This window comes from Actinomadura sp. NPDC049753, assembly GCF_040674655.1.
Taxonomy (GTDB): Bacteria; Actinomycetota; Actinomycetes; order Streptosporangiales; family Streptosporangiaceae; genus Spirillospora; species Spirillospora verrucosospora.
The window spans coordinates 1-24382 of record NZ_JBFARL010000050.1 but is presented as its reverse complement, the minus strand read 5'-3'; the positions used below and the strand labels follow the sequence as shown (position 1 = coordinate 24382).

Here is a 24382-nt window from a genome sequence, read left to right as displayed (position 1 = left end):
CTCCGGGGTCTTTCCGAAACCCTACCGAACGGGCTTCTGCCAGCGGCAGGGCTAGGCTGCCCCCATGGCGAAGAACAGGGACAATCCCGTTGTGCTCTCCCGGATCTACACCCGCACGGGAGACGACGGCACCACCGCGCTGGGGGACGCGTCCCGCACGTCCAAGACCGATCCGCGCCTCGCCGCGTACGCCGACGTCGAGGAGGCCAACGCCGCGATCGGCACGGCGCTCGCGCTCGGGTCCCTGCCCGAGGCGCTGGTCGCGCTGCTGACCCGCGTCCAGAACGACCTGTTCGACGTGGGCGCCGACCTGTGCGCGCCCGTCGTCCCCGACCCGCAGTACCCGCCGCTGCGCATCGAGCCGTCCTACATCGAGCGACTGGAGGAGGCCTGCGACGAGTACAACGCCGACCTTCCGACGCTGCGCAGCTTCATCCTCCCCGGCGGGACGCCCGGCGCCGCGCTCCTGCACGTCGCGCGGACGGTGACCCGCCGGGCCGAGCGGTCCGCCTGGGCCGCGATCGAGGCCCACGGCGACGCCGGCGTCACGCCCGAGGGCGGCGTGAACCCGCTGACGGCCAAGTACCTCAACCGGCTGTCGGACCTGCTGTTCATCCTGTGCCGCGTCGCCAACGCCGAGACCGGCGACGTCATGTGGAAGCCCGGCGGCGAGCGCTGAGGCGTCACGGGGGTGGGGCTAACCCCACCCCCGGTTGACCGGCTCCCCTCCTGGCGGGCGCCGGCGCGCCTGGAGCAGGCTTGCCCTGTACGGGCCGCACGCCGACGACGGGGAGAGACCACGTGAGGACTCTGACAGCCACGGCCACGGCCGCCGCCGCGCTGACCGCGGCGGCCCTGACGGGCTGCGGCAACGTGAGCGTCGGCCGGCACCAGCAGGACCGCTCCTACTCCGCGCCCGCGGGCACCGCCGGGCTGAAGATCACGACGCACGGGGGCCGGGTCGAGGTCACCGCGTCCGACTCCCCCGGCATCAGGATCACCGAGCGGCTGCGCTGGTCCAACGACAAGAACAGGCCGAAGGCGCGGCACGTCTCCGAGGGCTCCACGCTGGCCCTGTCGTCCTCGTGCGGCAGGAACGTGATGGGGTTCTCCGCGTGCGGGGTCTCCTACCGCGTCCAGGTGCCGCGCAGCACGCCCGTTCAGGTCGACAGCCGGGACGGGAGGATCGAGGTGTCCGGTCTCGCCGGGACGGTGCGGCTGCGCAGCGACAGCGGCGCGATCCAGGCGACGGACCTGCGGGCCGCGACGGTGTCGATCAGCGCCGACGACGGGGCGGTGCACGTGACGGGCCGCGTGGCCACCGCCGACCTGCGCAGCGGCAGCGGCGCCGTCACGGCCCGGGACCTCACCGCCGACCGGCTGAAGGCCCGCGCGTCCGACGGCCGGATGGAGGTGAGCGGACGCGTCGGCGTCGCCGACCTCGGCACCGGCAGCGGCTCGATCACCCTGGACGGGCTCGCCGCCGACCGGATCACCGCCCGGACCGACGACGGCAGGATCACGATGCGGCTGGACTCGCCGCCCGCCGACGTCCGGGCCGTCGCCGGGAGCGGCCCGATCCGGCTGCGCCTGCCGGGCGGGGAGGGCTACGCCATCGCGCTGTCCGCCCAGGGGGCCAGGAGGATCGACCCGGGCGTCCGCCAGGACTCGCGGTCCGCGCGGCACCTCGACCTGCGCACCCGCGACGGCGACATCGCCGTGACGCCAAACTAGGGCATCACCGGCATACCGGACTAACGGTCACGCCGAACTTGACTCGGTCCACGGTCTCCGGACGGTCATCCATGGCGCTCGCAGCCAGTAGCCCGATGGAGACGCATCAATGACCGACTCACCCGACGGCCTCGCCGAGGACCTCGCCGACCTGCGCGCGGTCGTCGAGATCCACGGTCACGGTCTCGCCAGGCACGCGGAGGTCATCAAGGGACTTCGCGATCGGCTCGCTTCGCCCACGTCGATCGACCCCGAGGACCCCGCCGGCCGGCCGGAGGACGAAGGCCCGGTCGTGCCGACCTTCCTCCTGTACCTGGACGGCCCGGAGCACACCCTCGAACTCGAGACCATGGCCACCTGGGTCAACGTGCTCCTGGTCCCCGTCTACGTCAACCAGGTGAGCCCGCTCCGGCCGTGGTGCTCGCGCTGGTGGGAACATCCCGAGGCGCTCGCCCGCCTCCACGCCCTCTGGATGGCCTGGCAGGGGCTCACCGACTCACCGGGATGCGGGCACACCGGCCCGAGCATCTGGCACCGCGACCATCTCGACCCCACGCTCGCACGTCTCCGCGCCCCCGACGGCCCCTTCGCGGGTTGCATGACCGACCCCGAGCGGCCCGTCCACAACGCGGGCCCCGCCACCCCGGTCGAAGACTTCGGGTTCCCTCCGGCGTGACGCCGGGCCCGCCGAGCCCGCCCGCCGTCAACGCAGCAGGTAAGGGCCCTGCCACAGCGGGGCGTAGGACGGGTCCACGGCCGCCGGGCCGAAGCGGGCGCCGCCGTTCACCGCGACCGTCGTCCGGGCCAGGTGCTGCAGAACGTGCGCGATCCCGTCGGCGTTGCTGTCGAGCAGCCTGAGGTTGACGTTCTTCAGGCGGTCGCACCTCGCGTGATAGCACGGGTCGTACGCCTTGCCCGCCCTGCCGCCGAACACCTTGGCCTCGGCGGCGGTCTTCACTCCCTCGGCGCCGGTGTCCATCCCGCCCGCCGGGATGCCCCGCTCGACGAACGGCCCGTAGTCGGAACGCCCGTTGAACTGGCTCTCGGTGACCGGCAGGCGGCGGCCCTTGAAGTACAGCCGGAACATCCGCTCGATCGCCCCCGACCCGGCGGGCGCCCGCGTGCCCGCGCCGGTCGAGTGGTCGCCGTCGTAGACGCCCCGGGTGCCGTTCGGCGAACCGAGCATGTCGAAGTTCAGGTTCAGCGCGATCCGCGCCCGCTGGGACGCGGGCAGCGACCGCAGGTACTGCTCCGACCCCTGCAGGCCCTCCTCCTCGGCTCCCCACCAGGCGAACCGCACCCGGTTGCGCAGGCCGTCCCCGCCGAGCTGCTTGATCTTGGCGGCGACGGCGAGCAGGACGGCGGCGCCGGTGCCGTTGTCGTTGATCCCTGGCCCCGCCGGGACGCTGTCCAGATGCGCGCCCACGACCACGACGTTGTCGGCCCGCCCCTGCCGGGTGTCGGCGATGACGTTGGCCGACGACCGCCTCCCGTGCACGGCGTCGGTCCTGACCCGCAGCTTCAGGGCGCCCTTCCGCGCGGCCTTCACCAGCGCGGCCCCCACCGCGTGCGTCGGCCCGACGACCGGGACCGCGGCCGGCCTCGACAGCGTCCCGTTCACCGGCCCGCGCTCCCCCGGCTTGTTGAAGATCACTACGGCGGACGCTCCGGCCGCCCGCGCGTTGGCGGCCTTGGCCGCGAACGTGCAGGTCCCCCGCTGGACGAGCGCGATCGAGCCCTTCCTGAAGCCCTTGAAGTCACCGGCCTCGCAGCCGCTCGTCCCCTCCCCCTTGGACGGGACGTCCACCGCCGCCGCCGGCGCCGTCACATCACCCGAACCCGAGTACGCGAGCGTGAGGAAGTCGGCCTCCCGCCTGTAGGACGCCTTGGACGGCGCCGTCCGCGCGAACGCCGCGGGCGTCCGCTCCCGCCAGTACGGATAGGTGAACTTCTGGACCCTCGGCGAGAACCCGAACCTCTTCAACCGCCCGGTGACGTACCGCACGGACACGTCGTAGCCGGCCCTCCCCGCCGCGCGGTCGCCGCCGTTGTAGTCGGCGATCTCCTGGAACGCGGCCAGGTGCGGACTGATGTCCCTCAGCGTGACCAGCGCGGCGAGATCGGGACGCGCCGGCGCGGCCCCGGCCATCGGCAGGGCGGCGGGCAGGAACAGGGCGGGCAGCGCCACGGCCGTGCCGAACGAGAGCCTGCGGACGACGGGATGCCTGCGGCCGGTGAGGAGCATGCGCACGAGCACTCCAGCGGACGGAGAAGGGAGCGGACCAGCGCGATCCTCACCCCGCGCCCCGGCCGCCTCAAGCAGCGGCGGCACGGTCAGGCCGATTCGATACCGAGGTCTTACCAGCTCATTCCCGTGCCGCCCCCATCGCGCCCGCCCGTCCCCTCATTCGGAGGAGTGCAGGTCGACCGGGAAGCCGGGCGGAGCCGCCTCCAGCCACGCCAGGAAACCGGTCAGGGCCGCCGCCCCCATCGCCAGCTCCACCACGAGATCGCCGTTCCTGACCTCGATGACGCTCACGTCCGGCAGCAGGCCCTCGGCCTCCTCCCGGTCCGGGACGCGCCGGTTGGACACGACGAGGCCCCGGCGGTGGATCACCTGCCGGGGCCGTCTGCGGAAACCGAACACGCGGTGCCAGTGCAGGACATCGCCCTTGTAGCGGCCGATGCCGAGCCTCCACACTCCAGGGGCTCCGCCCTCCCGGGGCAGTTCGCGCAGGCTGCACTCCACGGTGCCGCCGCCGCGCGTGAACAGCCAGCGGCGCACCGCCATGGAGGCGAACAGCAGCGCCGCCCCCAGAACGAGCACGGCGAGCACCCCGCCGACGTCCAGTGCCAGGTGCTCGCCCAAGTCCCCCGCCGTTCGCCCGGACCTAGGCCTCGACGCCCGCCGCGCGCAGCCGCGCCCGGGCGCGCCGCTCCGGCGTCGCGTCCTCGCCCTCGGCGGACAGGGCCGCGTCGAGCGCCCGCTTGGCCTCGTCGACGTCGATCTCCTCGGCCCGCTCGACCTGCTCGGCCAGCACCGACACCTCGTTGGCGGCGACGGAGAAGAACCCGCTGCCGACCGCCGCCAGGACCGGCGCACCGCCGTCCGCGGGCTCGATCTTCACCACGCTGCCGTCGAGGAGGACGCCCAGCACCGGGGCGTGCCCCGGCAGGATGCCGAGCGAGCCCTCGATCGTCTGCGCGACCACCATCTTGGCCTCGCCGGACCAGACCTCGCGCTCCGGCGAGACCAGCCCGACCTTCAGGGTTGCCACGTCTTTCCCTCCGACTACTGGAGCGGATCCGGCGGGCCGGCCCGGGCGCGGAGCCCGGGCGCGGCCCGCCGAAGCGGACTACTTCTCCAGCTCCTTGGCCTTCTTCTCGACATCCTCGATGCCGCCGCACATGAAGAACGCCTGCTCGGGGAGATGGTCGTACTTGCCCTCCGCGAGCGCCTTGAACGAGGAGATCGTCTCGTCCTTCGGCACCGTCTCACCGGGCTGGCCGGTGAACTGCTCGGCCACGTACATCGGGTGCGACAGGAAGCGCTCGATGCGCCGCGCCCGCTGGACGGTGACCTTGTCCTCCTCGGAGAGCTCGTCGATGCCGAGGATCGCGATGATGTCCTGCAGCTCCTTGTACTTCTGCAGGATCCGGATCACTTCCTGGGCGACCTCGTAGTGCTCGTTCCCCAGGATCTGCGGGTCCATGATCCGCGAGGTGGAGTCGAGCGGGTCCACCGCCGGGAAGATGCCCTTCTCGGAGATGCTCCGCGACAGCGTCGTGGTGGCGTCCAGGTGCGCGAACGTGGTGTGCGGCGCCGGGTCGGTGATGTCGTCGGCGGGAACGTAGATCGCCTGCATCGAGGTGATCGAGTTACCGCGCGTCGACGTGATCCGCTCCTGGAGCACGCCCATCTCGTCGGCCAGCGTCGGCTGGTACCCCACCGCGGACGGCATGCGCCCGAGCAGCGTGGAGACCTCCGAACCGGCCTGCGTGAACCGGAAGATGTTGTCGATGAACAGCAGCACGTCCTGGTTCTGCACGTCGCGGAAGTACTCCGCCATCGTCAGCGCGGACAGCGCCACCCGCAGCCGGGTGCCCGGCGGCTCGTCCATCTGGCCGAACACCATCGCGGTGTCCTTGAGGACGTCCGCCTCGGCCATCTCCACCCAGAGGTCGTTGCCCTCACGGGTGCGCTCGCCCACACCGGCGAACACCGAGGTGCCGCCGAAGTTGCGGGCGACGCGGCGGATCATCTCCTGGATGAGGACGGTCTTGCCCACACCCGCGCCGCCGAACAGACCGATCTTGCCGCCCTTGACGTACGGGCACAGCAGGTCGATGACCTTGATGCCGGTCTCCAGCATCTCGGTCTTGGACTCCAGCTGGTCGAACGGCGGAGCGCTGCGGTGGATGCCCCAGCGCTCGTTGACCTCCAGCGAGGCGGTCGGGACGTCCAGAGCGTCGCCGAGGGCGTTCCACACGTGGCCCTTGGTGATGTCGCCGACCGGCACCGCGATCGACTCGCCCGAGTCGGTCACCGGAGCGCCGCGGACGAGGCCGTCCGTCGGCTGCATCGAGATGGCCCTGACCATGTTGTCGCCGAGGTGCTGGGCGACCTCGAACGTCAGGGTCTTCGCCTCGCCGCCCAGGGTGACCTGGGCGTTGAGGGCGTTGTAGATCTCCGGAATGGCGTCGGCGGGGAACTCCACGTCGACGACCGGGCCGATGACACGGGCGACGCGCCCGGTCGCGGTCGCCGTCTCTACCTGAGCAGTCATACCCTTCTCACTCCCCGCCAGAATCGGCGAGCGCGTCAGCGCCACCGACGATCTCGCTGATTTCCTGGGTGATCGCCGCCTGCCGCGCCTGGTTCATCTGGCGCGTGTAGACCCCGATCAGTTCGTTGGCATTGTCGGTCGCCGACTTCATGGCCCGCCGGACCGACGCCTGGAAGGACGCGGCCGACTGCAGCAGCATGTGGAAGATGCGGCTCTCGATGTAGTTCGGCAGGAGCAGGTCGAGCGCGGCCTGGGCGGACGGCTCGAACTCGTACGCCGGCGGGACCTTGGAGGACTCGGCCTCCTCGATCTCCAGCGGCATCAGCCGGGTGACCCGGACGGCCTGCGTCAGCATCGAGACGAACTCGGTGTAGACCACGTGGATCTCCCCGACCCCGCCCTCGGCGTCGGTCTTGAGGAAGTCCTCGGCCAGCCGCCGCCCGATCCGCTCGGCGTTGCCGAACTCGGGGCGGTCGCTGAACCCGTTCCAGGTCTCGGCGACGTCCCGGCCCCGGAACCGGTACCAGGTGATGCCCTTGTTGCCGACGACGTAGGGAACCGGCTCGCGGCCCTCGTCCCGCAGCGCCTTGATCAGCGACTCCGCCTCGCGGATGACGTTGGCGTTGTAGGCGCCGCAGAACCCGCGGTCGCTCGTGATGATCAGCACGGCGCTGCGGTTGTCGGCCGGCTGCTCCTCCAGCAGCGGATGGTCGATCCCGACGTTGTGGCTCACCAGCGCGGTCAGGGCCTGCGTGATCTGGTCGGCGTACGGCTTGGAGGCCGCCACCGCCTGCTGGGCCTTGACGATCCGCGACGTGGCGATCATCTCCTGGGCACGAGTGATCTTGGCGGTCGACTTGACCGTCTTGATCTTCTGCCGGAGTTGACGAAGCTGTGCGGCCATGGCCGTCAGCCCTTCTTGACGCGGGTGATCGTCTCCTGCTTGACGTCCTCGTCGTCGATCGCCTCGACGGGCTCCTCAGCGAGCAGCTCGCCCTCGCTGGTCTGGAAGCCCTTCTTGAACTCCGTGATGGTGTTCTTGAGGCTGGTGAGGCCGTCGTCGGACAGCTTGCCGGTCTCGCGGATGGAGGTCAGCAGGCCGCCCTCCTCACGCTCGACGTAGTCGAGGAACTCGCGCTCGAAGCGGCGGACGTCGGCCACCGGGACGTCGTCCAGCGCGCCGGAGGTGCCCGCCCACACGGACACGACCTCCTGCTCGACCGGGAACGGGCTGCCCTGCGGCTGCTTCAGCAGCTCGACCAGGCGGGCGCCGCGCTCCAGCTGTGCGCGCGACGCGGCGTCCAGGTCGGACGCGAAGGCGGCGAACGCCTCCAGGTCGCGGAACTGCGACAGCGCCAGGCGCAGCGTGCCGGCGACCGTCTTCATCGCCTTGATCTGCGCGTCGCCGCCGACCCGGGAGACCGAGATGCCGACGTTGATCGCCGGCCGGACGCCCTGGTTGAACAGGTCCGTCTCCAGGAAGCACTGCCCGTCGGTGATCGAGATGACGTTCGTCGGGATGTAGGCCGACACGTCGCTGCCCTTGGTCTCGATGATCGGCAGACCCGTCATCGAGCCGCCGCCCATGTCATCCGACAGCTTCGCGCAGCGCTCCAGCAGGCGCGAGTGCAGGTAGAACACGTCACCGGGGTAGGCCTCGCGGCCCGGCGGGCGGCGCAGCAGCAGCGACACCGCGCGGTAGGCCTCGGCCTGCTTCGACAGGTCGTCGAAGATGATCAGGACGTGCTTGCCCTGGTACATCCAGTGCTGCCCGATCGCGGACCCGGTGTAGGGGGCGATGTACTTGTAGCCCGCCGGGTCGGACGCGGGAGCCGCCACGATCGTGGTGTACTCCAGCGCGCCGGCCTCCTCCAGGGAGCGGCGGACGTTGGCGATCGTGGAGCCCTTCTGGCCGATCGCGACGTAGATGCAGCGGACCTGCTTCGTCTCGTCGCCGGACTCCCAGTTCTCCTTCTGGTTGATGATCGTGTCCACGCAGACCGTCGTCTTGCCGGTCTGCCGGTCACCGATGATCAGCTGCCGCTGGCCGCGGCCGATCGGCGTCATCGCGTCGATGGCCTTGATGCCGGTCTGCAGCGGCTCGCTCACCGACTGCCGCTGCACGACCGTGGGGGCCTGCAGTTCGAGCGCGCGGCGCTCGGTCGTCTCGATCGCGCCCTTGCCGTCCAGCGGGTTGCCCAGCGCGTCCACGACGCGGCCGAGGAAGCCGTCGCCGACGGGGACCGAGAGGACCTCGCCGGTCCGGCGGACCTTCTGGCCCTCTTCGATCTTGCTGAAGTCGCCAAGGACAACGGCGCCGATCTCACGTACGTCCAGGTTCAGAGCCAGGCCACGGGTACCGTCCTCGAACTCAAGGAGTTCGTTCGCCATCGCGGAGGGCAGGCCCTCGACGTGGGCGATACCGTCGCCGGAATCGACGACGGTGCCGACCTCTTCGCGCGCGGCGGCCTCGGGCTCGTACGACTGGACGAAGCGCTCCAGCGCGTTCCGGATCTCGTCCGGACGGATCGTCAGCTCCGCCATGATTCCTCTCTTGCTCCCTATGGGGTCAGCTAGCCGGCGGGTCAGCCGGTGCCGAGCCGCCGGCGGACGTCGTCCAGCCGTCCGGCGATCGTGCCGTCGATGATCTCGTCCCCGATCTGGACCGAAAGGCCGCCGATCGCGGTGGGGTCGATCTCGATGTTCAGGTGTACTTCGTGGCCGTAGGCGGCGGCGAGCACCGCGGCGAGCCGGGTCCGCTGCGCCGCCGACAGCGGCGCCGGCGAGCGGACCAGGGCGACCAGCCGCTGCCTGCGCTGGGCGACCAGCTTGCCGTAGTCGGCGAGCCCGCTTTCCAGGCTACGTCCTCGCGGACGCAGCACGAGCTCCGTGAGCAGCGCCAGCGTCGCGTCGGTGACCTTGCCCTCCACCAGCGCGTTGACCAGCCCGAGCTTGCGCTCGCCCGGCAGGCCGGGGTTGGCGAGGGCGCCGCGCAGTTCCGGCTCCCCCTCGACGACCCGGGAGAACCGGAACAGCTCGTCCTCCAGGTCGTCGATGCGGCCGCCGGCCTCGGCGCGGGCCGCCTCGGCGGTGACCGCGAGGATCTCCAGCGCGTCCGACATCTCCGACGGCGTGGACCACCGCAGCCGGGCGACGTCGGCGACCAGCCCGAGAGCGGCCGGCGACACCTTGCCCTCCAGCAGGATCTGGACGAGCTGCGCCTTCTCGGCACCGTCGCGCGACGGGTCGGAGACCGCCCGCCGCACACCGTGCTCGCGGTCGATCAGGTGCAGCACCGCGAACAGGTCGCCGCCGAGCCGCGCCAGGTCGGCGGAGGGAATCACGGCCTCCAGCCGTTCCTTGGCCTCGGCCAGCGACGCCCTGCTCACCGCTCCCGTGATGGTCATGATGTGATCTGCTCCTGGGTGCGAGCGCGTTCCTCGAGCTCCTCGAGGAACCGGTCGACGACCCGGCTCTGCCGCGCGCTGTCCTCGAGGGACTCGCCCACGACGCGTCCGGCCAGCTCGACCGACATGGCCCCGATCTCGGCGCGCAGCGACTGCAGCGCCTGCTGCCGCTCGGCCTCGATCTGCGCCTTGGCGTTCTCGACGATGCGGCGCGCCTCGACCTGGGCCTGCTCCTTGGCCTGGGCGATGATCTGCGCGCCCTGCTCCTCGGCCTTGCGCCGCTCGTTCGACGCCTCGACCGCGGCCGCCTTCTGCTGGGCCTTGTACTGCTCGAGGACCTGCTGGGCCTCCTTCTGCGCCTGCTCGGCCCGCAGGAGGCCGCCCTCGATCGCCTCGGTCCGCTCCTCCAGCGTCTGCTGGATGCGCGGCGTAAGGATCTTGCCGAGGACGATCAGCACGACCAGGAACGAGAAGATGCCGACGACCAGCTCGAACGGGTGCGGAATGAGAGGGTTGTTCTCCTCCGCCGCCAGGACGGAAGCTGCTGTGATCATGTCTGCAGCCCTTCCTCAGGTTCGGACGGCTACTACTTGATGCCCTGGAAGATGAACGGCGCGACCAGGCCGATCAGGGCGAGCGCCTCGGTAAGGACGAAGCCCAGCAGCATGTTGGTGCGGATCACACCGGTCAGCTCGGGCTGGCGGGCGATCGCGTTCACGCCCTGGCCGAAGATGATGCCGACGCCGATGCCCGGGCCGATCGCCGCGAGGCCGTAACCGATCGAGGTGACGTTACCGCTGAGGGCAGCGAGGTCTCCCATTTTCTTTCCCTTTTCTGTCGGCCGGCGGAAGCTCCGCCGGTCTGGGCTTACGAGGTTGTCCGATGGGGTCCGCGGAGCCGGGGCGTCGCGTGCCCCGCGGGTCTTAGTGGTCGGCTTCCAGGCCGCTCTGGATGTACATGGCGGCCAGCATGGTGAACAGGAACGCCTGCAGGAACTGGATCAGCAGCTCCAGCGCCGTCATGGCGATGGTGACGATCACGCCGATGACACCGACGCCGAACCCGGCGACCGTGGGCTTCTCGAACATGAACCAGAAGCCGACCAGGCTGAAGAACGCCAGGATCGTGTGGCCCGCGAACATGTTGGCGAAGAGCCGGACCGCGTGGGTGAAGGGGGCCAGGACGAAGGTCGAGAGGTACTCGATCGGCACCAGCAGGAAGTAGACCGGCAGCGGCAGGCCGCTGGGGATCATGTTCGTGAAGTACCGGATCCCCTGGTGCCGCAGACCGAGGTAGACCTTGACGATGTAGACGAAGAGCGCCAGGACGATCGGGAACGCGATGTGCGAGGCGATCGGGAACTGGATGATCGGGACCACCGCGAAGATGTTCCAGATCCAGATCAGGAAGAACATCGACATCAGCATCGGCATCCACCGGTCGGTGTTCTTGCCGAGGAACGGGCGGGCGATCTCGTCCCGCACGAACATGTAGCCGACCTCGCCGAGGTTCTGCACGCCCCGCGGCACGAGCTTCGGCTTGGCGAAGGCGCTCCAGAAGAAGACGCAGACCACCAGCGACCCGACGACCGCGAAGACGACCGGCTTGGTGAGCCACGCGGGGCCGCCGGCGAACAGGGGCGGGAAGTCGAACAGCTCCGGTCCGGGGGCCTGGAACTCTTCTCCGCCGGAGGCGAGGACCGTCAGCGCGTTCACGCGGCGTTCCCTTCATCAATGTGGTGATGTTTCACGAAGGCTTCCTCGGCGGCGGGGCCGCTCAGGAGGAGTGGCGACCGAACTTCACGTAGACCAGGTAGACGGCGAGCACGACGCCGATGACCAGGCCGATCGGGACCAGCCAGGTCTGGTGCGTCCATTTGGACAGCAGCCACCCGAGACCGCCCCAGATGAGCATCCCGGAAAGGAGGTAGCTGGGCACGGACCAGGCGGCGTCGGCGAATTCCCGCTGGCCGTCCTCCGGCCGGCGTTTCTGCTCGCTCATCGCGCTCCGGACGATAGCAGGCCATGCCTGCGGTGGTCATATTGGAGTAGTCCGTCATGGGGGCCGGTACCGTCCGCGAGCGCTTCATCACGGACTCCGGTCCAGCACGTTCTCGGGGTCGTCAATGTAGGGCCTCCGCTGCAGGACGACTCGGAACTCGGCTCCGATCCACAGCAGCGCGAGCCCGATGACCGTCCAGCCGAAGACCTGGGTGTTGAAGATCGACACGCCGTCGATGGCCGTGACCAGCACCATCACCGCGAGGATCTTCACCGCGTAGCTGGCGAGGGCGGCCAGCATCATCGTCTGCGCCGAGAGGCGGGAGGCCCAGGAGACCACCAGCGCGCTCACCGAGAAGAAGGCGATCACCACGACGGAGGCCAGCGCCGCCGCGAGGGCGCCCTTGGCGCCGGCGGTCAGCAGGCCGATCACTACGGCACCCACCCCGACGACCGACGTCGGGATCACGGCGCCGCGGAGCATCCGGGCGTCGGAGGTATGCATGAGGGCTCCGGCTGGTCACGTTCAGTGGTCGTCTCTTGTTCGTGAAAGGTATCACAAGCGTCCGGAATGTCCACAATTACCCTAGAGGTAATGCGATCCGGCGTGCGCGGCGCTACCGCGCGCGACACCCGCACGAGGGACTGTAGCCGAGCCCGCCCTGTGCCCACGCCCGTTCGGGGCCCGCGGAGCGGTCCGCGCCGCTCCCGCCCGGTGGCGTTTCCGCGCAGGTCAGACGGGCATCGAGGGGCGCTCGGCGGGCTGGTCGCCGGCGCCGGCGTCCGCGGCCTTCGCACGGGCGGACCTGCGGCGACCCGGGATGCGGAGCATCAGCAGCACGCCCGCGACCGCCACCAGCAGGGTGACACCGAGGGTGATCCAGGCGGCGTCGAACAGCGCGAGGCCGACCAGCCCGGAGGCCAGCAGCCCGACCCAGAAATACATGATCAGCACGGCGCGGCGGGTGGAGTGGCCGAGCTCCAGCAGCCGGTGGTGCAGGTGCTGCTTGTCCGGGGCGAACGGGGAGCGGCCCTGGTTGGTGCGCCGCCACACCGCGAGCAGCATGTCCATGAACGGGACCGCCGCCACCGCCGGGATGAGCAGCACCGGGACGAAGAACGGGAACAGCCCGTTGGCGAGGACGGCCGCGTCGAACTGCCCGGTCAGCATGATCGTGGAGGCGCTGAGCAGGAGCCCGATCAGCATCGAGCCGGTGTCGCCCATGAAGATCTTGGCCGGGCTGAAGTTGTGCGGCAGGAAGCCCGCGCACATGCCGAACAGCACCGCGGCGGTGAGCGTCGCGGCGGAAAGCGTGGTGAGCCCGTGCGCCTTCGACAGCAGGTAGGCGTAGGAGAACAGCGCCAGCGCGGCGATCCCGACGACGCCGGCGGCGAGGCCGTCCAGCCCGTCGATGAAGTTGACCGCGTTGATCGTGGCGACGACGAGGAGGACGGTGAGCGGGACCCCGTAGGCGGGGGGCAGCGACAGCGAGTCGCCGGTGGGCAGCGGGATCACGTAGACCTGGATGCCCTGCATGATGAAGATCCCGGCGGCCGCGACCTGCCCCGCGAACTTGGTGAGCGCGTCCACCTCCCACCGGTCGTCGGCGATGCCGATCAGCACGATCAGCCCGCCCGACAGCAGCAGCGCCTTGCTCACGCTGATCCCGCCGTCGCCGAGGACCTTGCGCATCTCGGGCAGCCCGGTGGAGACCACCAGCGCCGCCACCATCCCGCCGAACATCGCGAGGCCGCCCAGCCGGGGCGTCGGGATCACGTGCACGTCGCGGTCGCGCGGGACGGCCTGCGCCCCGAACCACACGGCGAACCTGCGCACCGACGGGGTCAGCAGGTAGGCGACGAGAGCGGCGACCAGGATCGTGAGCAGGTACTCCCGCACTCCCCTGCGCCTCCTTTCGCCGATCAACGATGCCTACGTGCCCCGTCCGGGGCGGAGTTCACCTAGGTAGACGACCCGCCGGAACGATCAGTTCACGTCGCGACCGACCAACTGTAGTCCTCCCGGACGGTCTTCCGCCGCAAATCGGGCACTACGGATCCGCTGAACGCACATGATCCCGGCTCCGACGATCACGAGCGCGAGGCCGGCGACGCACCGGTCGCCCAGCGAGAACGCCCACGGGCCGCTCGCCGCGACGTCGTCCCCTGCGTCGGCGACGACGAGCAGCGTCCCGGCGGCGGCCAGGCCCGCGCCGGTCCCCCGCCGCGGCGCCGGACGGCGCGCGAGCAGGGGCACGGCGGCCAGCGCGAGGGCCAGCACGGCGGTGCCCGTCCAGTGCCCCGTCCATCGCGGCGGGACGTACCGGGGCGGCGGAACGGCGATCGCGTGCTTGGGCAGCCGGACCCGGATCCGCATCCCCTCGTGCGGGGCGAGCGCGTTCTGGACGAAGTCGATCGCGTACGGGCCGTCGCGGTCGCGCAGGCACCGGATCGTCGCCCCGGGCGCGCCCGCCCGGCACGTCGCGTGCCGCAGCGGCACCGGCGCCTGCACCCGGACCGCCGCGTTCCCGATGGGGACGTCCCAGCTCGTCCCGATGGCGTCCCACAGCAGGTCGTCGTGGTCGGCGCGGGGGGTGAACGCGCGGCGCACCTCATACTCGATCACGTAGGCCTGGCGGCCGCGGACCTCGCGGTGCCGGTCGCCGACGCTGATCTGCACGTCGTGCAGGAAACGGGTCGTCCGGACGCGGGCCGGGGCGCCGGTGGAGGAGCTGCTGCTGACGTTGCGGACCTCGTAGAGGCGGTCGCCGCGGCGGAACGGCACGTGCCGGACGATCCCGTGCTCCCCCGCCTGGTCGAAGTCGTAGGTGATCGTCTCCCGCACGTACAGCACGCCGTCGGTGCCGATGGTGAGGACGACGTCGTAGGCCGGGATGCTCTCGCCGCGGTAGGCCGGCTCGGGGGGCGGCGCGACGCCCGAGGACCCGGGCGCGGGCTCGGCGCCGGCCGGCCGGCCCGCGCAGGCGGGCAGGCCGAGCACGAGGGACAGCAGCAGCACCCCCGCGATGGTCGCGGAGCGCCGGACACGGCCACGCACGTCGGGCATGTTTCCACCGTTGCCATGATCGTGGCGGCGTAACGCGGTCGATGCGGCCGCCCGGTAAGCCCTTTGCCCCTCGCGCGGCCGCTCAGGGGCGCCTTGGACGCTTCCAACGCCGGATCGGTTCGCCGAACCGCCGGATCCGTCCTGCCCCGGTCAGATGCACATCCCTACGGAAAATCGCTGGTAAGGGGCTGCTAGGTTATCGCTCGCTAACCCCCCCAATCCGAACACGGAGGGACCTATGCGGCGAATCGCTGCAGTCGCCCTGACCGCCGGCACCCTGATGGCCGGCATGGCCGCCGTCGGCGCCCCCGCCGAAGCCGCCACCGGCAGCTGGAAGCCCTACAACTCCTACAGCCACGTGGCCGCATGGGGCTCCTACACCCGCAGCGGCGGCAGCACCGCCGTCACGGGCTACCTCGCCGACGACGCCAAGAACGGCTGGACCTCCTGCGTCCGCTTCAAGTTCACCGAGGGCTCCAAGGTGTACTGGTCGCGCTTCAAGATCATCGGCGTGGCGCCCGACGGCACCCGGTACAACTTCGACGGCAAGGCCACCGTCAAGATCAGCGTGAAGTCGTCCTACGGCAGCCACATGTGGGTGCAGGAGTGCGGCCGGAACAAGAAGACCGGCAAGTACTACTACGGCAAGGGCAAGCAGATCTTCTGATCTCCTCCCCCTTCCGCCTGACGACACAGGCCCCGCCCGGCCCGGCGGGGCCTTCGCGTTTTCTCCGGCCCGGTCTCCCCGGCTCACCATTCCAAGTCGTAGAAATCCTCGCCGACACGGAATCCGGCCACCCCGTCCGGCTTTCCGAGATCGACCATCCCAGGGACGGTCAGGAGATACCTGCCGGAAGGATCGCCCTTCATTACGGAGTCTCCTGCGAAGAGCGGGCTCCGACGCCTGATCGACCTCAGTACGCTGCCGTCTCCGGTCGACAGTTCCAGAACCACGAAACCGCGTCCGGTATCCGGTTCCGGGCCGTCGTCCGCTCCCGCCGAGACCGCCCCGACGGCCCCCTCCAGGACCAGGACCCGGCGGTCGTCCGCGGAGGCCGCCACCCCGTCGATCGTTCGTGGCGAGGTGATTCTCCTGGTGGGACGCCCGACCGCCGCCGCCCTCGCGCCGCCGCTCACCCGCGGTGACCGCAGTTCGTGGATCGTGCGATCGGCGCTCCCGTACCACGATCGGACGAAGAACAGTTGCTCACTGTCTCCCGCCCACGCGAGTCTCTAAGCGACGGCGCCATGCGATTCCCGCCATTCCCTCCGCGCTCCGCTCGCCACGTCGAGAACCCCATGCGGGCGCCCGCGCTCATCTGCCCCGGTTCCGGCTCCTGCCTGCACGGCTCGACGCTTTAGGCCAGCTTGCCCCCGTCAGCGTCGGCAGCGAGCGAGTCCCGCCCGGCCGGGCTGCCGGAGATCGATCCGTCCTGCACCGACCGGTCGGCGGTTATCTTCCCGTGATCATTCAGTAGAAGGCGGTGGAGCGTGCTCACGCACCTTCCCCGCCCGCCTTGCTTCGCGAATACGAAGAGCGTTCGGCCGTCTCCGGCGACAGCCAGATCGAGGAAAGTCGTTCCTCTGGGGGCGGATCTCGTGTCCAGGAGGCGGCCGGTGCGGGATTCGCGGACCTCGACGCGGGGGCTCCCCGCCCCGGCCAGGTAGCCGGCGAAGAAGCGGGGCATCGTGGGGACCTTCTGCACCGTCGCGGGCCGGATGCCCATGGCCGCGGAGACCTCGTCATCGCTCAGATCGAGGTGGGAGCCCAGCGGCCCAAGGCCGGAGACGTCCGGCCTTGGGCCGCTGGGCTCCCAAGGACGCGCGTCTTAGGGTCGGGGTGCGCACGGACGAGAGCCTCGGGCGGTGGCCCCGCCCGGCCGACGTGGGCGTCCCGCTCGCCGTCGAGGGCGTCCAGCTCTCGGGCACCCGGTTCCTGGCCGAGGGCGGCGCGGAGCCGCTCGACGGCGCCCCCTGGCCTCTGGTCGCTGGCTCCATCGTCCTGACGGCCGCGGCGCTGGTGTGGCGCCGTGGCGCCCGTCCCGGTGCTCGCCGACGGCGTCGCCCTGTGCCGTGCTGGCTCTCGGCATGGTCGCCGGTCGGCGCAGGGACCCCTGATCGAGCTGCCGCCGGGTACCCGGGACGGCTCCGGCGCTAGGCGGCGCCGGGGTCGTCCTCGTCCTTGCGGAGCGACGGCGCCGGGTTCGGGGCAGGGGATTCCTGGAGGGGCTCAGAAGGCTCTCGGGGAGTCTGCGGAGGCTCTTCCTTGGTGAGGGAAGGCTTGGCCGCCTCGGTGATGGAGGGGGCCTCTGCGGGCTTCTCGGGCTCGTCCTCCTCGGTGAGCAGGACGCCGACCACGGCGCGGATCTTGTCCTCGGGGATGGCGCCGGCGCGCAGCAGGCGGGGCACGGGGCCGGTCAGGTCGATGATCGTGGAGGGGTCGGCGTGGCCGGAGGTGCCGCCGTCCAGGTAGACCGCGACCGAGTCGCCCAGCATCTTCTCGGCCTCGTCGGCCGTGCGGGCCGCCGGGCGCCCGGACAGGTTCGCGCTGCTGACGGCGAGCGGCCCGGTCTCCTTGAGCAGTTCGACGGCGAACTCGTGCATCGGCATCCGGATCGCGACGGTGCCCTTGGTCTCGCCGAGGTCCCACATCAGGTTGGGGTTGGCCCGGCAGACGAGGGTCAGCGCACCCGGCCAGAACTCGTCGATGAGGTCCTGCCCGTAGGTGCCGAGGTCGTCCACGAGGGCCGTGGCGGCGCGGACGGAGCCGACCAGCACCGGCGGCGGCATCTCGCGGCCCCGGCCCTTGGCGTCCAGGAGGGCGGTCACGGCGGGCGGCATGAACGCGTCCACGCCGACGCCGTACACGGTGTCGGTCGGCAGGACGATCAGCTCGCCCCGCCGGACGGCCGAGAAGGCCTCGGCGATCCCCCGGCTGCGCTCCATCGGCTCAGAGCAGTCGTAACGTCGGCTCACGGTCGCCCGTCTTCCCATCTGCACAGCGCTCGCGGGTATGGCACCGCCCAGGATAGCGGGGCTAGTCGGCGGCCAGGCGCGCGGTGACGAAGCGGTCCCGGTTCGCCAGGTCGCGCCGGTTGCGCACGTCGCGCCAGCCGTGCTCCTCCGCGAAGACCCAGTACACGCCGTTGCCCTGCAGGTCGCTGTGCTCGACGGCCGCGTAGCCGCCGGGGCGCAGGAGGCGCCGGGCGGTGCGCTCCACGACGCGGATCGCGTCCAGGCCGTCGTCGCCGCCGCCCCACAGCGCGTCGGCGGGATCGTGGTCGCGGACGTCGCGCGGGACGTACTCCCACTCGCTCATCGGAATGTACGGGGGGTTGCTGACGACGAGGTCGACGGTGCCGTCCAGCTCGGTGAGGGCGGTCGCGAAGTCGTCCAGGTGCAGGCGGACGCGGCCCCGCTCGTCCAGCTCCTCCACGTTGCGGGTCGCGTGGACGAAGGCGGTCGGGTCCTTCTCGACGGCGTGCACGCGGGCGCGGGGCGCCTCCAGCGCGATGGACAGCGCGATCGCGGCGGAGCCGGTGCCGAGGTCGACGACCAAGGGGTCGCGGACGTCCATGTCGCGCAGCGTCTCCAGCGCCCAGCCGACCATCACCTCGGTCTCCGGGCGCGGCACGAACACGCCGGGCCCGACCTTCAGCTCCAGGTACCGGAAGAACGCGCGGCCGGTGATGTGCTGCAGCGGCTCCCCCGCCTCGCGGCGCGCCACGAACTCCCAGAACCGGGCGTCGAACGCGCTGTCGGGGACGCCGTGCAGCTCCGAGCGCCGCACCCGGTGCACGGCCGCCGCGAGCTCCTCGGCGTCGGCGCGGGGCGAGGCGGCGCCCGCGTCGGCGAGCCGCGCGGTGGCCCTGGCGATCTCGTCGAGCAGCAGGTTCATGATCCTGCCTTCCGAGGGGGGACGACCCCCCACGCCCCCCGGTCCGCTGCGCTCATGCGCGCCTTCCGAGGGGGGACGACCCCCCACGCCCCCCGGTCCGCTGCGCTCATGATTTCTGGGCTTCGGCCAGGCGGCGTTCCATCTCGGCGTCGACCAGCGCCTGCGTGACGTTGTGGAGGTCGCCGTCCAGCACCTGGTCGAGGTTGTAGGCCTTGTAGCCGACCCGGTGGTCGGAGATCCGGTTCTCCGGGTAGTTGTAGGTGCGCACCCGCTCGGACCGGTCCACGGTGCGGACCTGGCTCTTGCGCTCGGCGGAGGCGGCCGCGTCGGCCTCCTCCTGCGCCATCGCCAGCAGCCGGGACCGCAGGATGCGCAGCGCCTGCTCCTTGTTCTGCAGCTGGCTCTTCTCGTTCTGGCAGGAGACGACGACGCCGGTCGGCAGGTGCGTGATGCGGACCGCGGAGTCGGTCGTGTTGACGCTCTGCCCGCCCGGCCCGGACGAGCGGTACACGTCGATGCGAAGGTCGTTCGGGTCGACCTGGACGTCGACGTCCTCGGCCTCGGGCGTCACCAGGACGCCGACGGCGCTGGTGTGGATGCGCCCCTGCGACTCGGTCGCGGGCACCCGCTGCACCCGGTGGACGCCGCCCTCGAACTTCAGCCGCGTCCAGACCCCCTCCTCCTGGGTGCCCTTGGCCTTCACCGCGACCGTGACGTCCTTGTACCCGCCGAGGTCGGAGGGGTGGGAGTCGAGGATCTCGGTCTTCCAGCCGACGCGCTCGGCGTAGCGGAGGTACATCCGCAGCAGGTCGCCGGCGAACAGCGCCGACTCCTCGCCGCCCTCACCCGCCTTGACCTCCAGGATGACGTCCTTGCCGTCGCTCGGGTCGCGGGGGACGAGCAGCCGCCGCAGCCGCTCCTCCAGCTCCGTGCGGCGCTTCGCGAGGTCGTCCGCCTCGGCGGCGAACGCGGCGTCCTCGCCGCTCAGCTCGCGGGCCGTGGCGAGGTCGTCCTCGGTCGAGGACAGTTCGCGGTGCGTCTCGACGATCGGGCGCAGCTCCGCGTAACGCTTGCCGAGCTTGCGCGCCAGGCTCTGGTCGGCATGGACGGACGGGTCGGCGAGCCGTTCCTCGATGCCCGCGTATTCGCTGATCAGATCGTCGAGATTCACGCTGTGTCCTGGCCCGTTGCGGTGCGGGGACGGCCGCCCCCGCACCGGTTTCGGGCGGCCCGGGGACCGTGGAGTCCCGGGGCCGCCCCTGATGTCCGCCGTGCGGCTCGCCCTACTTGTCGGCCTTCTTCTTGCCGAAGCGCTGCTCGAAGCGCGCGACCCGGCCACCGGTGTCGAGGATCTTCTGCTTGCCCGTGTAGAACGGGTGGCAGTTCGAGCACACGTCCGCGTGGATCACGCCGTTCTCGGCGGTGCTGCGGGTCTCGAAGGTGTTGCCGCACGTACACGTCACGGTCGTGACGACGTAGTTCGGGTGGATGTCGGGCTTCATCGGTTCTCCTCGCCTCAGGCGGTCGCCGGGCGCCCCCGGATCCGCATGGCGATGCCATGGGAGATGTGGGAGGCGTGAACCGGTACCGCAGCGGTTGCACACCAAGTGTGCCAGATACCCGAACGTCGCGAGGTCACCGGGCATTCCCGATCCGGGGCGGGAGGCGCGGGGGCCCGCCGCCCCCGGGCTAGTGCAGCCCCAGGTAGGCCAGGACGGCCATGACGCGGCGGTGGCCGCCCTGGGCGGGCTGCAGGCCCAGCTTCATGAAGATGTTGGAGATGTGCTTCTCCACGGCGCCCTCGGTGACGACGAGGTCCGCGGCGATGGCGCCGTTCGAGCGTCCCTGCGCCATCAGCCCGAGCACCTCGCGCTCGCGCGGGGTCAGCGCCTCCAGCGGGTCGCCGGTGCGGCGCCGGCCGAGCAGCTGGCCGATCACCTCGGGGTCGATGACCGTCCCGCCGGCGGCGATGCGGCGCACCGCGTCGATGAACTCCTCGACGTCCGACACCCGCTCCTTCAGCAGGTAGCCGACCCCCTGGGCGCCGCCGCCGATCAGGTCCGTGGCGTAGCGCTCCTCCACGTACTGGGACAGCACCAGGATCGGCGTGCCCGGGCGGCGCTCCCGGACGCCGAGGGCCGCGCGCAGCCCCTCGTCGGTGAACGAGGGCGGCATCCGGACGTCCACGATGGCGAGGTCGGGGGCGTGCTCCTCGACGATCCCGAGCAGGCCGGGGCCGTCGCCCACGGTCGCCACCGTCTCGATCCCGGCGTCGGCGAGCAGCCGGACGAGCCCTTCCCGCAACAGCACCGAGTCCTCGGCGATCACTACCCGCATCCGGCCATTATCGTGCCCGGCGCGGCGCCGCGCGCCGCGGTCACCACGTGCAGGGCAGATCCGCGCGGACGATCGTGGGGCCGCCGGGCGGGCTGTCCACGATCAGCATGCCGTCGATCGTCGCCGCCCGGTCGGCCAGCCCGGCCAGGCCGCCGTCCGGCCGCGCGACCGCGCCGCCCACCCCGTTGTCGACCACCTCGACGACCACCCAGCGGTCCTCGCGGGCCACCCGGACGGACGCGCGGGTCGCGCGGGCGTACTTGGCGATGTTGGCCAGCGACTCGGCGACGATGAAGTAGGCGATGCTCTCGACCGCCGCCGGCGGGCGCTCGGGCAGGTCGACCTCCACCTCCACGGGGACCGGGGCCCGCCCGGCCAGCCCGGACAGCGCCGGGTCCAGGCCGCGGTCGGTGAGGATCGCCGGGTAGATCCCGCGGGCGAGGTCGCGCAGCTCGGAGATCGCCTCCCGGGTGCCCGCGTGCGCCTGCTCGATCAGCGCCCGCGCCCCCTCGGGGTCCTCGTCGAGCTTGGCGCGGGCGCGGCCGATGTCCATCGCCACGGCCAGCAGCCGCTGCTGGGCCCCGTCGTGCAGATCGCGCTCGATGCGGCGCCGCTCGAACTCGGCCGCGTCCACCCCGCGGGCCCGGCTGGCCCGCAGGTGCTCGGTCCGCTCGCGCAGCGCGGCGTTCTCCCGCTGCGACGGGCTCGGGCCCAGCATCAGCGCGGCGAACGCGGCGTGCCCCATCGCGATCACGCGCGTCACGTACATCGCCGGGACGAGGAGCGCCAGCCCCAGGAGCGAGACCGGCAGCGCCTCCACGGGGTTGCCCGCCCAGTACGAGACCCCGAAGTTGACCTCGGCCCCGCCGGACACCGCCACGATCGCCGGGAGGAACAGCAGCGTGCCCGTCCCGGCCCACGCGGTCGCCGACACGAAGAACTCGACCAGGGTGATCGGGAACAGCGCGGCGAAGTAGACCAGGTCCTTCCAGGTGGCCGGGTCCCCCGCCATCCCCTTGAGCTTGGCCAGCGGGTTGCGGCCCGCCGGCATACGCCGGTAGGGGGCCGGGATCCGGACGCCGAACGCCGCCCGGACGAACCGCCGCTCCAGCACCGCGCCGAACCGCCACGCGACCATCAGCAGCGCCAGCAGCGGGACGCCCACCCAGATGATCAGCAGCGCGACCGACAGGGTCAGCCCCACGGCGAGGACGACGAACCACGCCAGCCCCCAGGCCAGGCTGACGCCCAGGCACAGCGCCGAGCGCCACGTCAGCGAGGACCTCGCCATCGCGAGCGGATGCCAGGACCGGTTCATGACGGACGCCGACTCCCCGCCGGCCCCCGTCGCCGTCGCCCACCGCGCCGCGGCCCACTGGACGGCGCCGCCGCCCGCGGCGCCGGGGTCCTTGCTCAACTCGCCCACGTCGTCCCTCCGTGCCGCTCCGACCTGCGCTGGCCCTTTCCGTCTTACGCGTCAAGCGTGCCGGGCGGGACCCGGGCCCGCCATGACGTCCGCCGCCCGATCGGAGGTGGGGCTAACCCCACCCCTCCCCCCGCGGCGCGGACGGCGACGCCCCCGCCCGGAGGACCGGACGGGGGCGTGCGCGGCGCGTCTCAGCGATCGCCGGAGACTCAGCGATCGTCGGAAACGGTCGTCTTCTGCACCTGGAGCAGGAACTCGGCGTTGGACTTGGTCTCCTTCATCTTCTCGATGAGGAGCTCCAGCGCCTGCTGCGTGTCGAGCGCGTGCAGCACCCGGCGCAGCTGCCAGACGACCCGCAGCTCCTCCGGAGCCATGAGGATCTCCTCCTTGCGGGTGGAGGACTGGTCGACGTCCACCGCGGGGAAGATCCGCTTGTCCGCGAGCGACCGGTTGAGCTTCAGCTCCATGTTGCCGGTGCCCTTGAACTCCTCGAAGATGACCTCGTCCATGCGGGACCCGGTCTCCACCAGCGCGGTGGCGAGGATCGTCAGCGAGCCGCCGTTCTCGATGTTGCGCGCCGCGCCGAAGAACCGCTTCGGCGGGTACAGCGCGGTCGAGTCGACACCGCCGGACAGGATGCGGCCGGACGCCGGCGCCGCCAGGTTGTAGGCCCGGCCCAGGCGGGTGATCGAGTCAAGCAGCACCACGACGTCGTGGCCGAGCTCGACGAGCCGCTTGGCGCGTTCGATGGCCAGCTCCGCGACCGTGGTGTGGTCCTCGGCGGGACGGTCGAAGGTCGAGTGGATGACCTCGCCCTTCACCGTCCGCTGCATGTCGGTGACCTCTTCGGGACGCTCGTCCACCAGGACGACCATGAGGTGGCACTCCGGGTTGTTCTTGGTGATCGCGTTGGCGATCGCCTGGAGCACCATCGTCTTGCCGGCCTTCGGCGGCGAGACGATCAGGCCGCGCTGGCCCTTGCCGATCGGCGAGACCAGGTCGATGATCCGGGTCGTCAGGATGCCCGGGTCGGACTCCAGGCGCAGCCGCTCCTGCGGGTACAGGGGGGTCAGCTTGGAGAACTCGACGCGGCCCTTGGCCTGGTCGGGCTCCACCCCGTTGACGGTGTCGAGGCGGACCAGCGCGTTGAACTTCTCGCGCCGCTCGCCCTCGCGCGCCTGCCGGACGGCGCCGGTGATGACGTCGCCCTTGCGCAGCCCGTTCTTGCGGACCTGCGCGAGCGAGACGTACACGTCGTTCGGGCCGGGCAGGTAGCCGGTCGTCCGGACGAAGGCGTAGTTGTCGAGGATGTCGAGGATGCCCGCGACGGGGATGAGGACGTCGTCCTCGCTGAGCACCGGCTCCTCGTAGCGCTCGCGGCCACGGCCGCGGTTGCGCTCCCGGAACCGGCGCCCGCGACGGCCCCGGCCGCCGCCGTCGTCATCGTCGTGCTGGCCGCTGCCGCCCTGACCGCCGCCGCCCTGGCCGCGCTGACGTCCGCCGCCCTGGTCGCCGCGGTCGCCGCGCTCACCGCGCTCACCACGGTCGCCGCGCTCACCACGGTCGCCACGGTCGCCGCGCTCACCACGGTCACCACGGTCGCCGCGGTCGCCACGCTCGCTTCGGTCGCCACGCTCGCCGCGGTCGCGGCCCTCGCCGCGCTCCCGTGCTACCCCGACCACGAGGGGGCGCCCGTGGAGGAGATGTTCGCCGCCGCGGGGCGCGT

28 protein-coding genes are annotated in these 24382 nt (G+C 71.5%); 5 read left to right on the top strand and 23 right to left on the bottom strand.

Going from position 1 to position 24382, the window contains the following annotated elements:
• Positions 1-64: 64 nt before the first annotated feature.
• From AB0K37_RS15895 to AB0K37_RS15885, 3 genes are all read left to right on the top strand, one after another.
• Positions 65-679, top strand: a complete 615-nt coding sequence (locus AB0K37_RS15895) for a cob(I)yrinic acid a,c-diamide adenosyltransferase (protein WP_363980806.1) — start codon at positions 65-67, stop codon at positions 677-679.
• A 122-nt stretch (positions 680-801) separates the two neighbouring features.
• A complete protein-coding gene (locus AB0K37_RS15890; protein ID WP_363980804.1) occupies positions 802-1734 on the top strand; it encodes a DUF4097 family beta strand repeat-containing protein in 933 nt (310 codons plus the stop codon).
• Between the two features lie 109 nt (positions 1735-1843).
• Entirely contained in the window at positions 1844-2410 is a 567-nt protein-coding gene (locus AB0K37_RS15885) for a DUF4913 domain-containing protein (protein WP_363980801.1), read from the top strand.
• 27 nt (positions 2411-2437) lie between these two features.
• On the opposite strand, the gene AB0K37_RS15880 is transcribed toward AB0K37_RS15885, so the two are convergent.
• The 14 genes from AB0K37_RS15880 to AB0K37_RS15815 form a co-directional block, all read right to left on the bottom strand.
• A complete protein-coding gene (locus tag AB0K37_RS15880) occupies positions 2438-3979 on the bottom strand; it encodes a M28 family peptidase (RefSeq protein ID WP_363980859.1) in 1542 nt (513 codons plus the stop codon).
• 159 nt (positions 3980-4138) lie between these two features.
• Positions 4139-4603: a DUF2550 domain-containing protein gene (locus AB0K37_RS15875; protein ID WP_363980798.1), complete on the bottom strand. Its 465-nt coding sequence runs from the start codon at positions 4601-4603 to the stop codon at positions 4139-4141.
• Positions 4604-4625: 22 nt separating this feature from the next.
• Positions 4626-5012: a F0F1 ATP synthase subunit epsilon gene (locus AB0K37_RS15870; RefSeq protein ID WP_363980795.1), complete on the bottom strand. Its 387-nt coding sequence runs from the start codon at positions 5010-5012 to the stop codon at positions 4626-4628.
• A gap of 78 nt (positions 5013-5090) precedes the next feature.
• The gene (atpD, locus tag AB0K37_RS15865) at positions 5091-6521 is read right to left on the bottom strand and encodes a F0F1 ATP synthase subunit beta (protein WP_363980792.1); all 1431 of its coding nucleotides are present in this window, start codon (positions 6519-6521) and stop codon (positions 5091-5093) included.
• A 7-nt stretch (positions 6522-6528) separates the two neighbouring features.
• Positions 6529-7425: a F0F1 ATP synthase subunit gamma gene (locus AB0K37_RS15860; protein ID WP_363980789.1), complete on the bottom strand. Its 897-nt coding sequence runs from the start codon at positions 7423-7425 to the stop codon at positions 6529-6531.
• Positions 7426-7430: 5 nt separating this feature from the next.
• Positions 7431-9065 (bottom strand): F0F1 ATP synthase subunit alpha, encoded by a 1635-nt coding sequence (gene atpA, locus AB0K37_RS15855; RefSeq protein WP_363980786.1) that lies wholly within the window; start codon positions 9063-9065, stop codon positions 7431-7433.
• 41 nt (positions 9066-9106) lie between these two features.
• A complete protein-coding gene (locus AB0K37_RS15850) occupies positions 9107-9928 on the bottom strand; it encodes a F0F1 ATP synthase subunit delta (protein ID WP_363980783.1) in 822 nt (273 codons plus the stop codon).
• Positions 9925-10482, bottom strand: coding sequence for a F0F1 ATP synthase subunit B (locus tag AB0K37_RS15845; RefSeq protein WP_345182602.1), 558 nt, complete (start codon positions 10480-10482; stop codon positions 9925-9927). The genes AB0K37_RS15850 and AB0K37_RS15845 overlap by 4 nt, the downstream gene beginning before the upstream one ends.
• A gap of 32 nt (positions 10483-10514) precedes the next feature.
• On the bottom strand, positions 10515-10748 hold the full coding sequence (gene atpE / locus AB0K37_RS15840; RefSeq protein ID WP_089310093.1) for an ATP synthase F0 subunit C: 234 nt from the start codon (positions 10746-10748) through the stop codon (positions 10515-10517).
• 103 nt (positions 10749-10851) lie between these two features.
• A complete protein-coding gene (gene atpB, locus AB0K37_RS15835) occupies positions 10852-11643 on the bottom strand; it encodes a F0F1 ATP synthase subunit A (protein WP_363980779.1) in 792 nt (263 codons plus the stop codon).
• A gap of 61 nt (positions 11644-11704) precedes the next feature.
• Positions 11705-11929: an AtpZ/AtpI family protein gene (locus AB0K37_RS15830; RefSeq protein ID WP_185027641.1), complete on the bottom strand. Its 225-nt coding sequence runs from the start codon at positions 11927-11929 to the stop codon at positions 11705-11707.
• An 87-nt stretch (positions 11930-12016) separates the two neighbouring features.
• A complete protein-coding gene (locus AB0K37_RS15825) occupies positions 12017-12433 on the bottom strand; it encodes a hypothetical protein (protein WP_363980776.1) in 417 nt (138 codons plus the stop codon).
• A gap of 228 nt (positions 12434-12661) precedes the next feature.
• Positions 12662-13828, bottom strand: coding sequence for an MraY family glycosyltransferase (locus tag AB0K37_RS15820; RefSeq protein WP_363980773.1), 1167 nt, complete (start codon positions 13826-13828; stop codon positions 12662-12664).
• An 87-nt stretch (positions 13829-13915) separates the two neighbouring features.
• Positions 13916-14995: a DUF2207 domain-containing protein gene (locus AB0K37_RS15815; protein ID WP_363980770.1), complete on the bottom strand. Its 1080-nt coding sequence runs from the start codon at positions 14993-14995 to the stop codon at positions 13916-13918.
• A 238-nt stretch (positions 14996-15233) separates the two neighbouring features.
• On the opposite strand from AB0K37_RS15815, the gene AB0K37_RS15810 reads away from it, so the two are divergent.
• Positions 15234-15662, top strand: coding sequence for a hypothetical protein (locus tag AB0K37_RS15810; protein ID WP_363980768.1), 429 nt, complete (start codon positions 15234-15236; stop codon positions 15660-15662).
• Between the two features lie 83 nt (positions 15663-15745).
• On the opposite strand, the gene AB0K37_RS15805 is transcribed toward AB0K37_RS15810, so the two are convergent.
• Together AB0K37_RS15805 and AB0K37_RS15800 are read right to left on the bottom strand one after the other, a co-directional pair.
• On the bottom strand, positions 15746-16132 hold the full coding sequence (locus tag AB0K37_RS15805; RefSeq protein ID WP_363980765.1) for a hypothetical protein: 387 nt from the start codon (positions 16130-16132) through the stop codon (positions 15746-15748).
• A gap of 221 nt (positions 16133-16353) precedes the next feature.
• Positions 16354-16722 (bottom strand): hypothetical protein, encoded by a 369-nt coding sequence (locus tag AB0K37_RS15800; RefSeq protein WP_363980762.1) that lies wholly within the window; start codon positions 16720-16722, stop codon positions 16354-16356.
• A gap of 113 nt (positions 16723-16835) precedes the next feature.
• On the opposite strand from AB0K37_RS15800, the gene AB0K37_RS15795 reads away from it, so the two are divergent.
• Positions 16836-17153 (top strand): hypothetical protein, encoded by a 318-nt coding sequence (locus AB0K37_RS15795; protein ID WP_363980759.1) that lies wholly within the window; start codon positions 16836-16838, stop codon positions 17151-17153.
• Here the strand turns inward: AB0K37_RS15795 and AB0K37_RS15790 are convergent.
• The 7 genes from AB0K37_RS15790 to rho all read right to left on the bottom strand — a co-directional run.
• Positions 17150-17971: an L-threonylcarbamoyladenylate synthase gene (locus tag AB0K37_RS15790; RefSeq protein WP_363980756.1), complete on the bottom strand. Its 822-nt coding sequence runs from the start codon at positions 17969-17971 to the stop codon at positions 17150-17152. The genes AB0K37_RS15795 and AB0K37_RS15790 overlap by 4 nt on opposite strands.
• Before the next feature lie 61 nt (positions 17972-18032).
• A complete protein-coding gene (gene prmC / locus AB0K37_RS15785; RefSeq protein ID WP_363980753.1) occupies positions 18033-18893 on the bottom strand; it encodes a peptide chain release factor N(5)-glutamine methyltransferase in 861 nt (286 codons plus the stop codon).
• 106 nt (positions 18894-18999) lie between these two features.
• Positions 19000-20064, bottom strand: a complete 1065-nt coding sequence (prfA, locus tag AB0K37_RS15780) for a peptide chain release factor 1 (RefSeq protein ID WP_363980750.1) — start codon at positions 20062-20064, stop codon at positions 19000-19002.
• A 112-nt stretch (positions 20065-20176) separates the two neighbouring features.
• A complete protein-coding gene (rpmE, locus tag AB0K37_RS15775; protein WP_121434040.1) occupies positions 20177-20395 on the bottom strand; it encodes a 50S ribosomal protein L31 in 219 nt (72 codons plus the stop codon).
• A gap of 187 nt (positions 20396-20582) precedes the next feature.
• Complete coding sequence (locus AB0K37_RS15770) at positions 20583-21230, bottom strand: response regulator transcription factor (protein WP_345182627.1); 648 nt, start codon at positions 21228-21230, stop codon at positions 20583-20585.
• A gap of 40 nt (positions 21231-21270) precedes the next feature.
• Entirely contained in the window at positions 21271-22656 is a 1386-nt protein-coding gene (locus tag AB0K37_RS15765; RefSeq protein ID WP_363980745.1) for a sensor domain-containing protein, read from the bottom strand.
• A gap of 209 nt (positions 22657-22865) precedes the next feature.
• Positions 22866-24382: transcription termination factor Rho (rho, locus tag AB0K37_RS15760; protein WP_363980742.1), on the bottom strand; the 1517-nt coding region annotated here is incomplete at its 5' end.

Excerpts from the sequence above, each read along its gene's own strand:
- AB0K37_RS15895 (WP_363980806.1), top strand. The coding sequence starts at position 65 with ATGGCGAAGAACAGGGACAATCCCGTTGTGCTCTCCCGGATCTACACC.
- AB0K37_RS15885 (WP_363980801.1), top strand. The coding sequence starts at position 1,844 with ATGACCGACTCACCCGACGGCCTCGCCGAGGACCTCGCCGACCTGCGC.
- AB0K37_RS15880 (WP_363980859.1), bottom strand. The coding sequence starts at position 3,979 with ATGCTCCTCACCGGCCGCAGGCATCCCGTCGTCCGCAGGCTCTCGTTC.
- atpD (WP_363980792.1), bottom strand. The coding sequence starts at position 6,521 with ATGACTGCTCAGGTAGAGACGGCGACCGCGACCGGGCGCGTCGCCCGT.
- AB0K37_RS15860 (WP_363980789.1), bottom strand. The coding sequence starts at position 7,425 with ATGGCCGCACAGCTTCGTCAACTCCGGCAGAAGATCAAGACGGTCAAG.
- atpA (WP_363980786.1), bottom strand. The coding sequence starts at position 9,065 with ATGGCGGAGCTGACGATCCGTCCGGACGAGATCCGGAACGCGCTGGAG.
- AB0K37_RS15850 (WP_363980783.1), bottom strand. The coding sequence starts at position 9,928 with ATGACCATCACGGGAGCGGTGAGCAGGGCGTCGCTGGCCGAGGCCAAG.
- AB0K37_RS15845 (WP_345182602.1), bottom strand. The coding sequence starts at position 10,482 with ATGATCACAGCAGCTTCCGTCCTGGCGGCGGAGGAGAACAACCCTCTC.
- atpE (WP_089310093.1), bottom strand. The coding sequence starts at position 10,748 with ATGGGAGACCTCGCTGCCCTCAGCGGTAACGTCACCTCGATCGGTTAC.
- AB0K37_RS15830 (WP_185027641.1), bottom strand. The coding sequence starts at position 11,929 with ATGAGCGAGCAGAAACGCCGGCCGGAGGACGGCCAGCGGGAATTCGCC.
- AB0K37_RS15825 (WP_363980776.1), bottom strand. The coding sequence starts at position 12,433 with ATGCATACCTCCGACGCCCGGATGCTCCGCGGCGCCGTGATCCCGACG.
- AB0K37_RS15815 (WP_363980770.1), bottom strand. The coding sequence starts at position 14,995 with ATGCCCGACGTGCGTGGCCGTGTCCGGCGCTCCGCGACCATCGCGGGG.
- AB0K37_RS15810 (WP_363980768.1), top strand. The coding sequence starts at position 15,234 with ATGCGGCGAATCGCTGCAGTCGCCCTGACCGCCGGCACCCTGATGGCC.
- AB0K37_RS15800 (WP_363980762.1), bottom strand. The coding sequence starts at position 16,722 with ATGGGCATCCGGCCCGCGACGGTGCAGAAGGTCCCCACGATGCCCCGC.
- prmC (WP_363980753.1), bottom strand. The coding sequence starts at position 18,893 with ATGAACCTGCTGCTCGACGAGATCGCCAGGGCCACCGCGCGGCTCGCC.
- rpmE (WP_121434040.1), bottom strand. The coding sequence starts at position 20,395 with ATGAAGCCCGACATCCACCCGAACTACGTCGTCACGACCGTGACGTGT.
- AB0K37_RS15770 (WP_345182627.1), bottom strand. The coding sequence starts at position 21,230 with ATGCGGGTAGTGATCGCCGAGGACTCGGTGCTGTTGCGGGAAGGGCTC.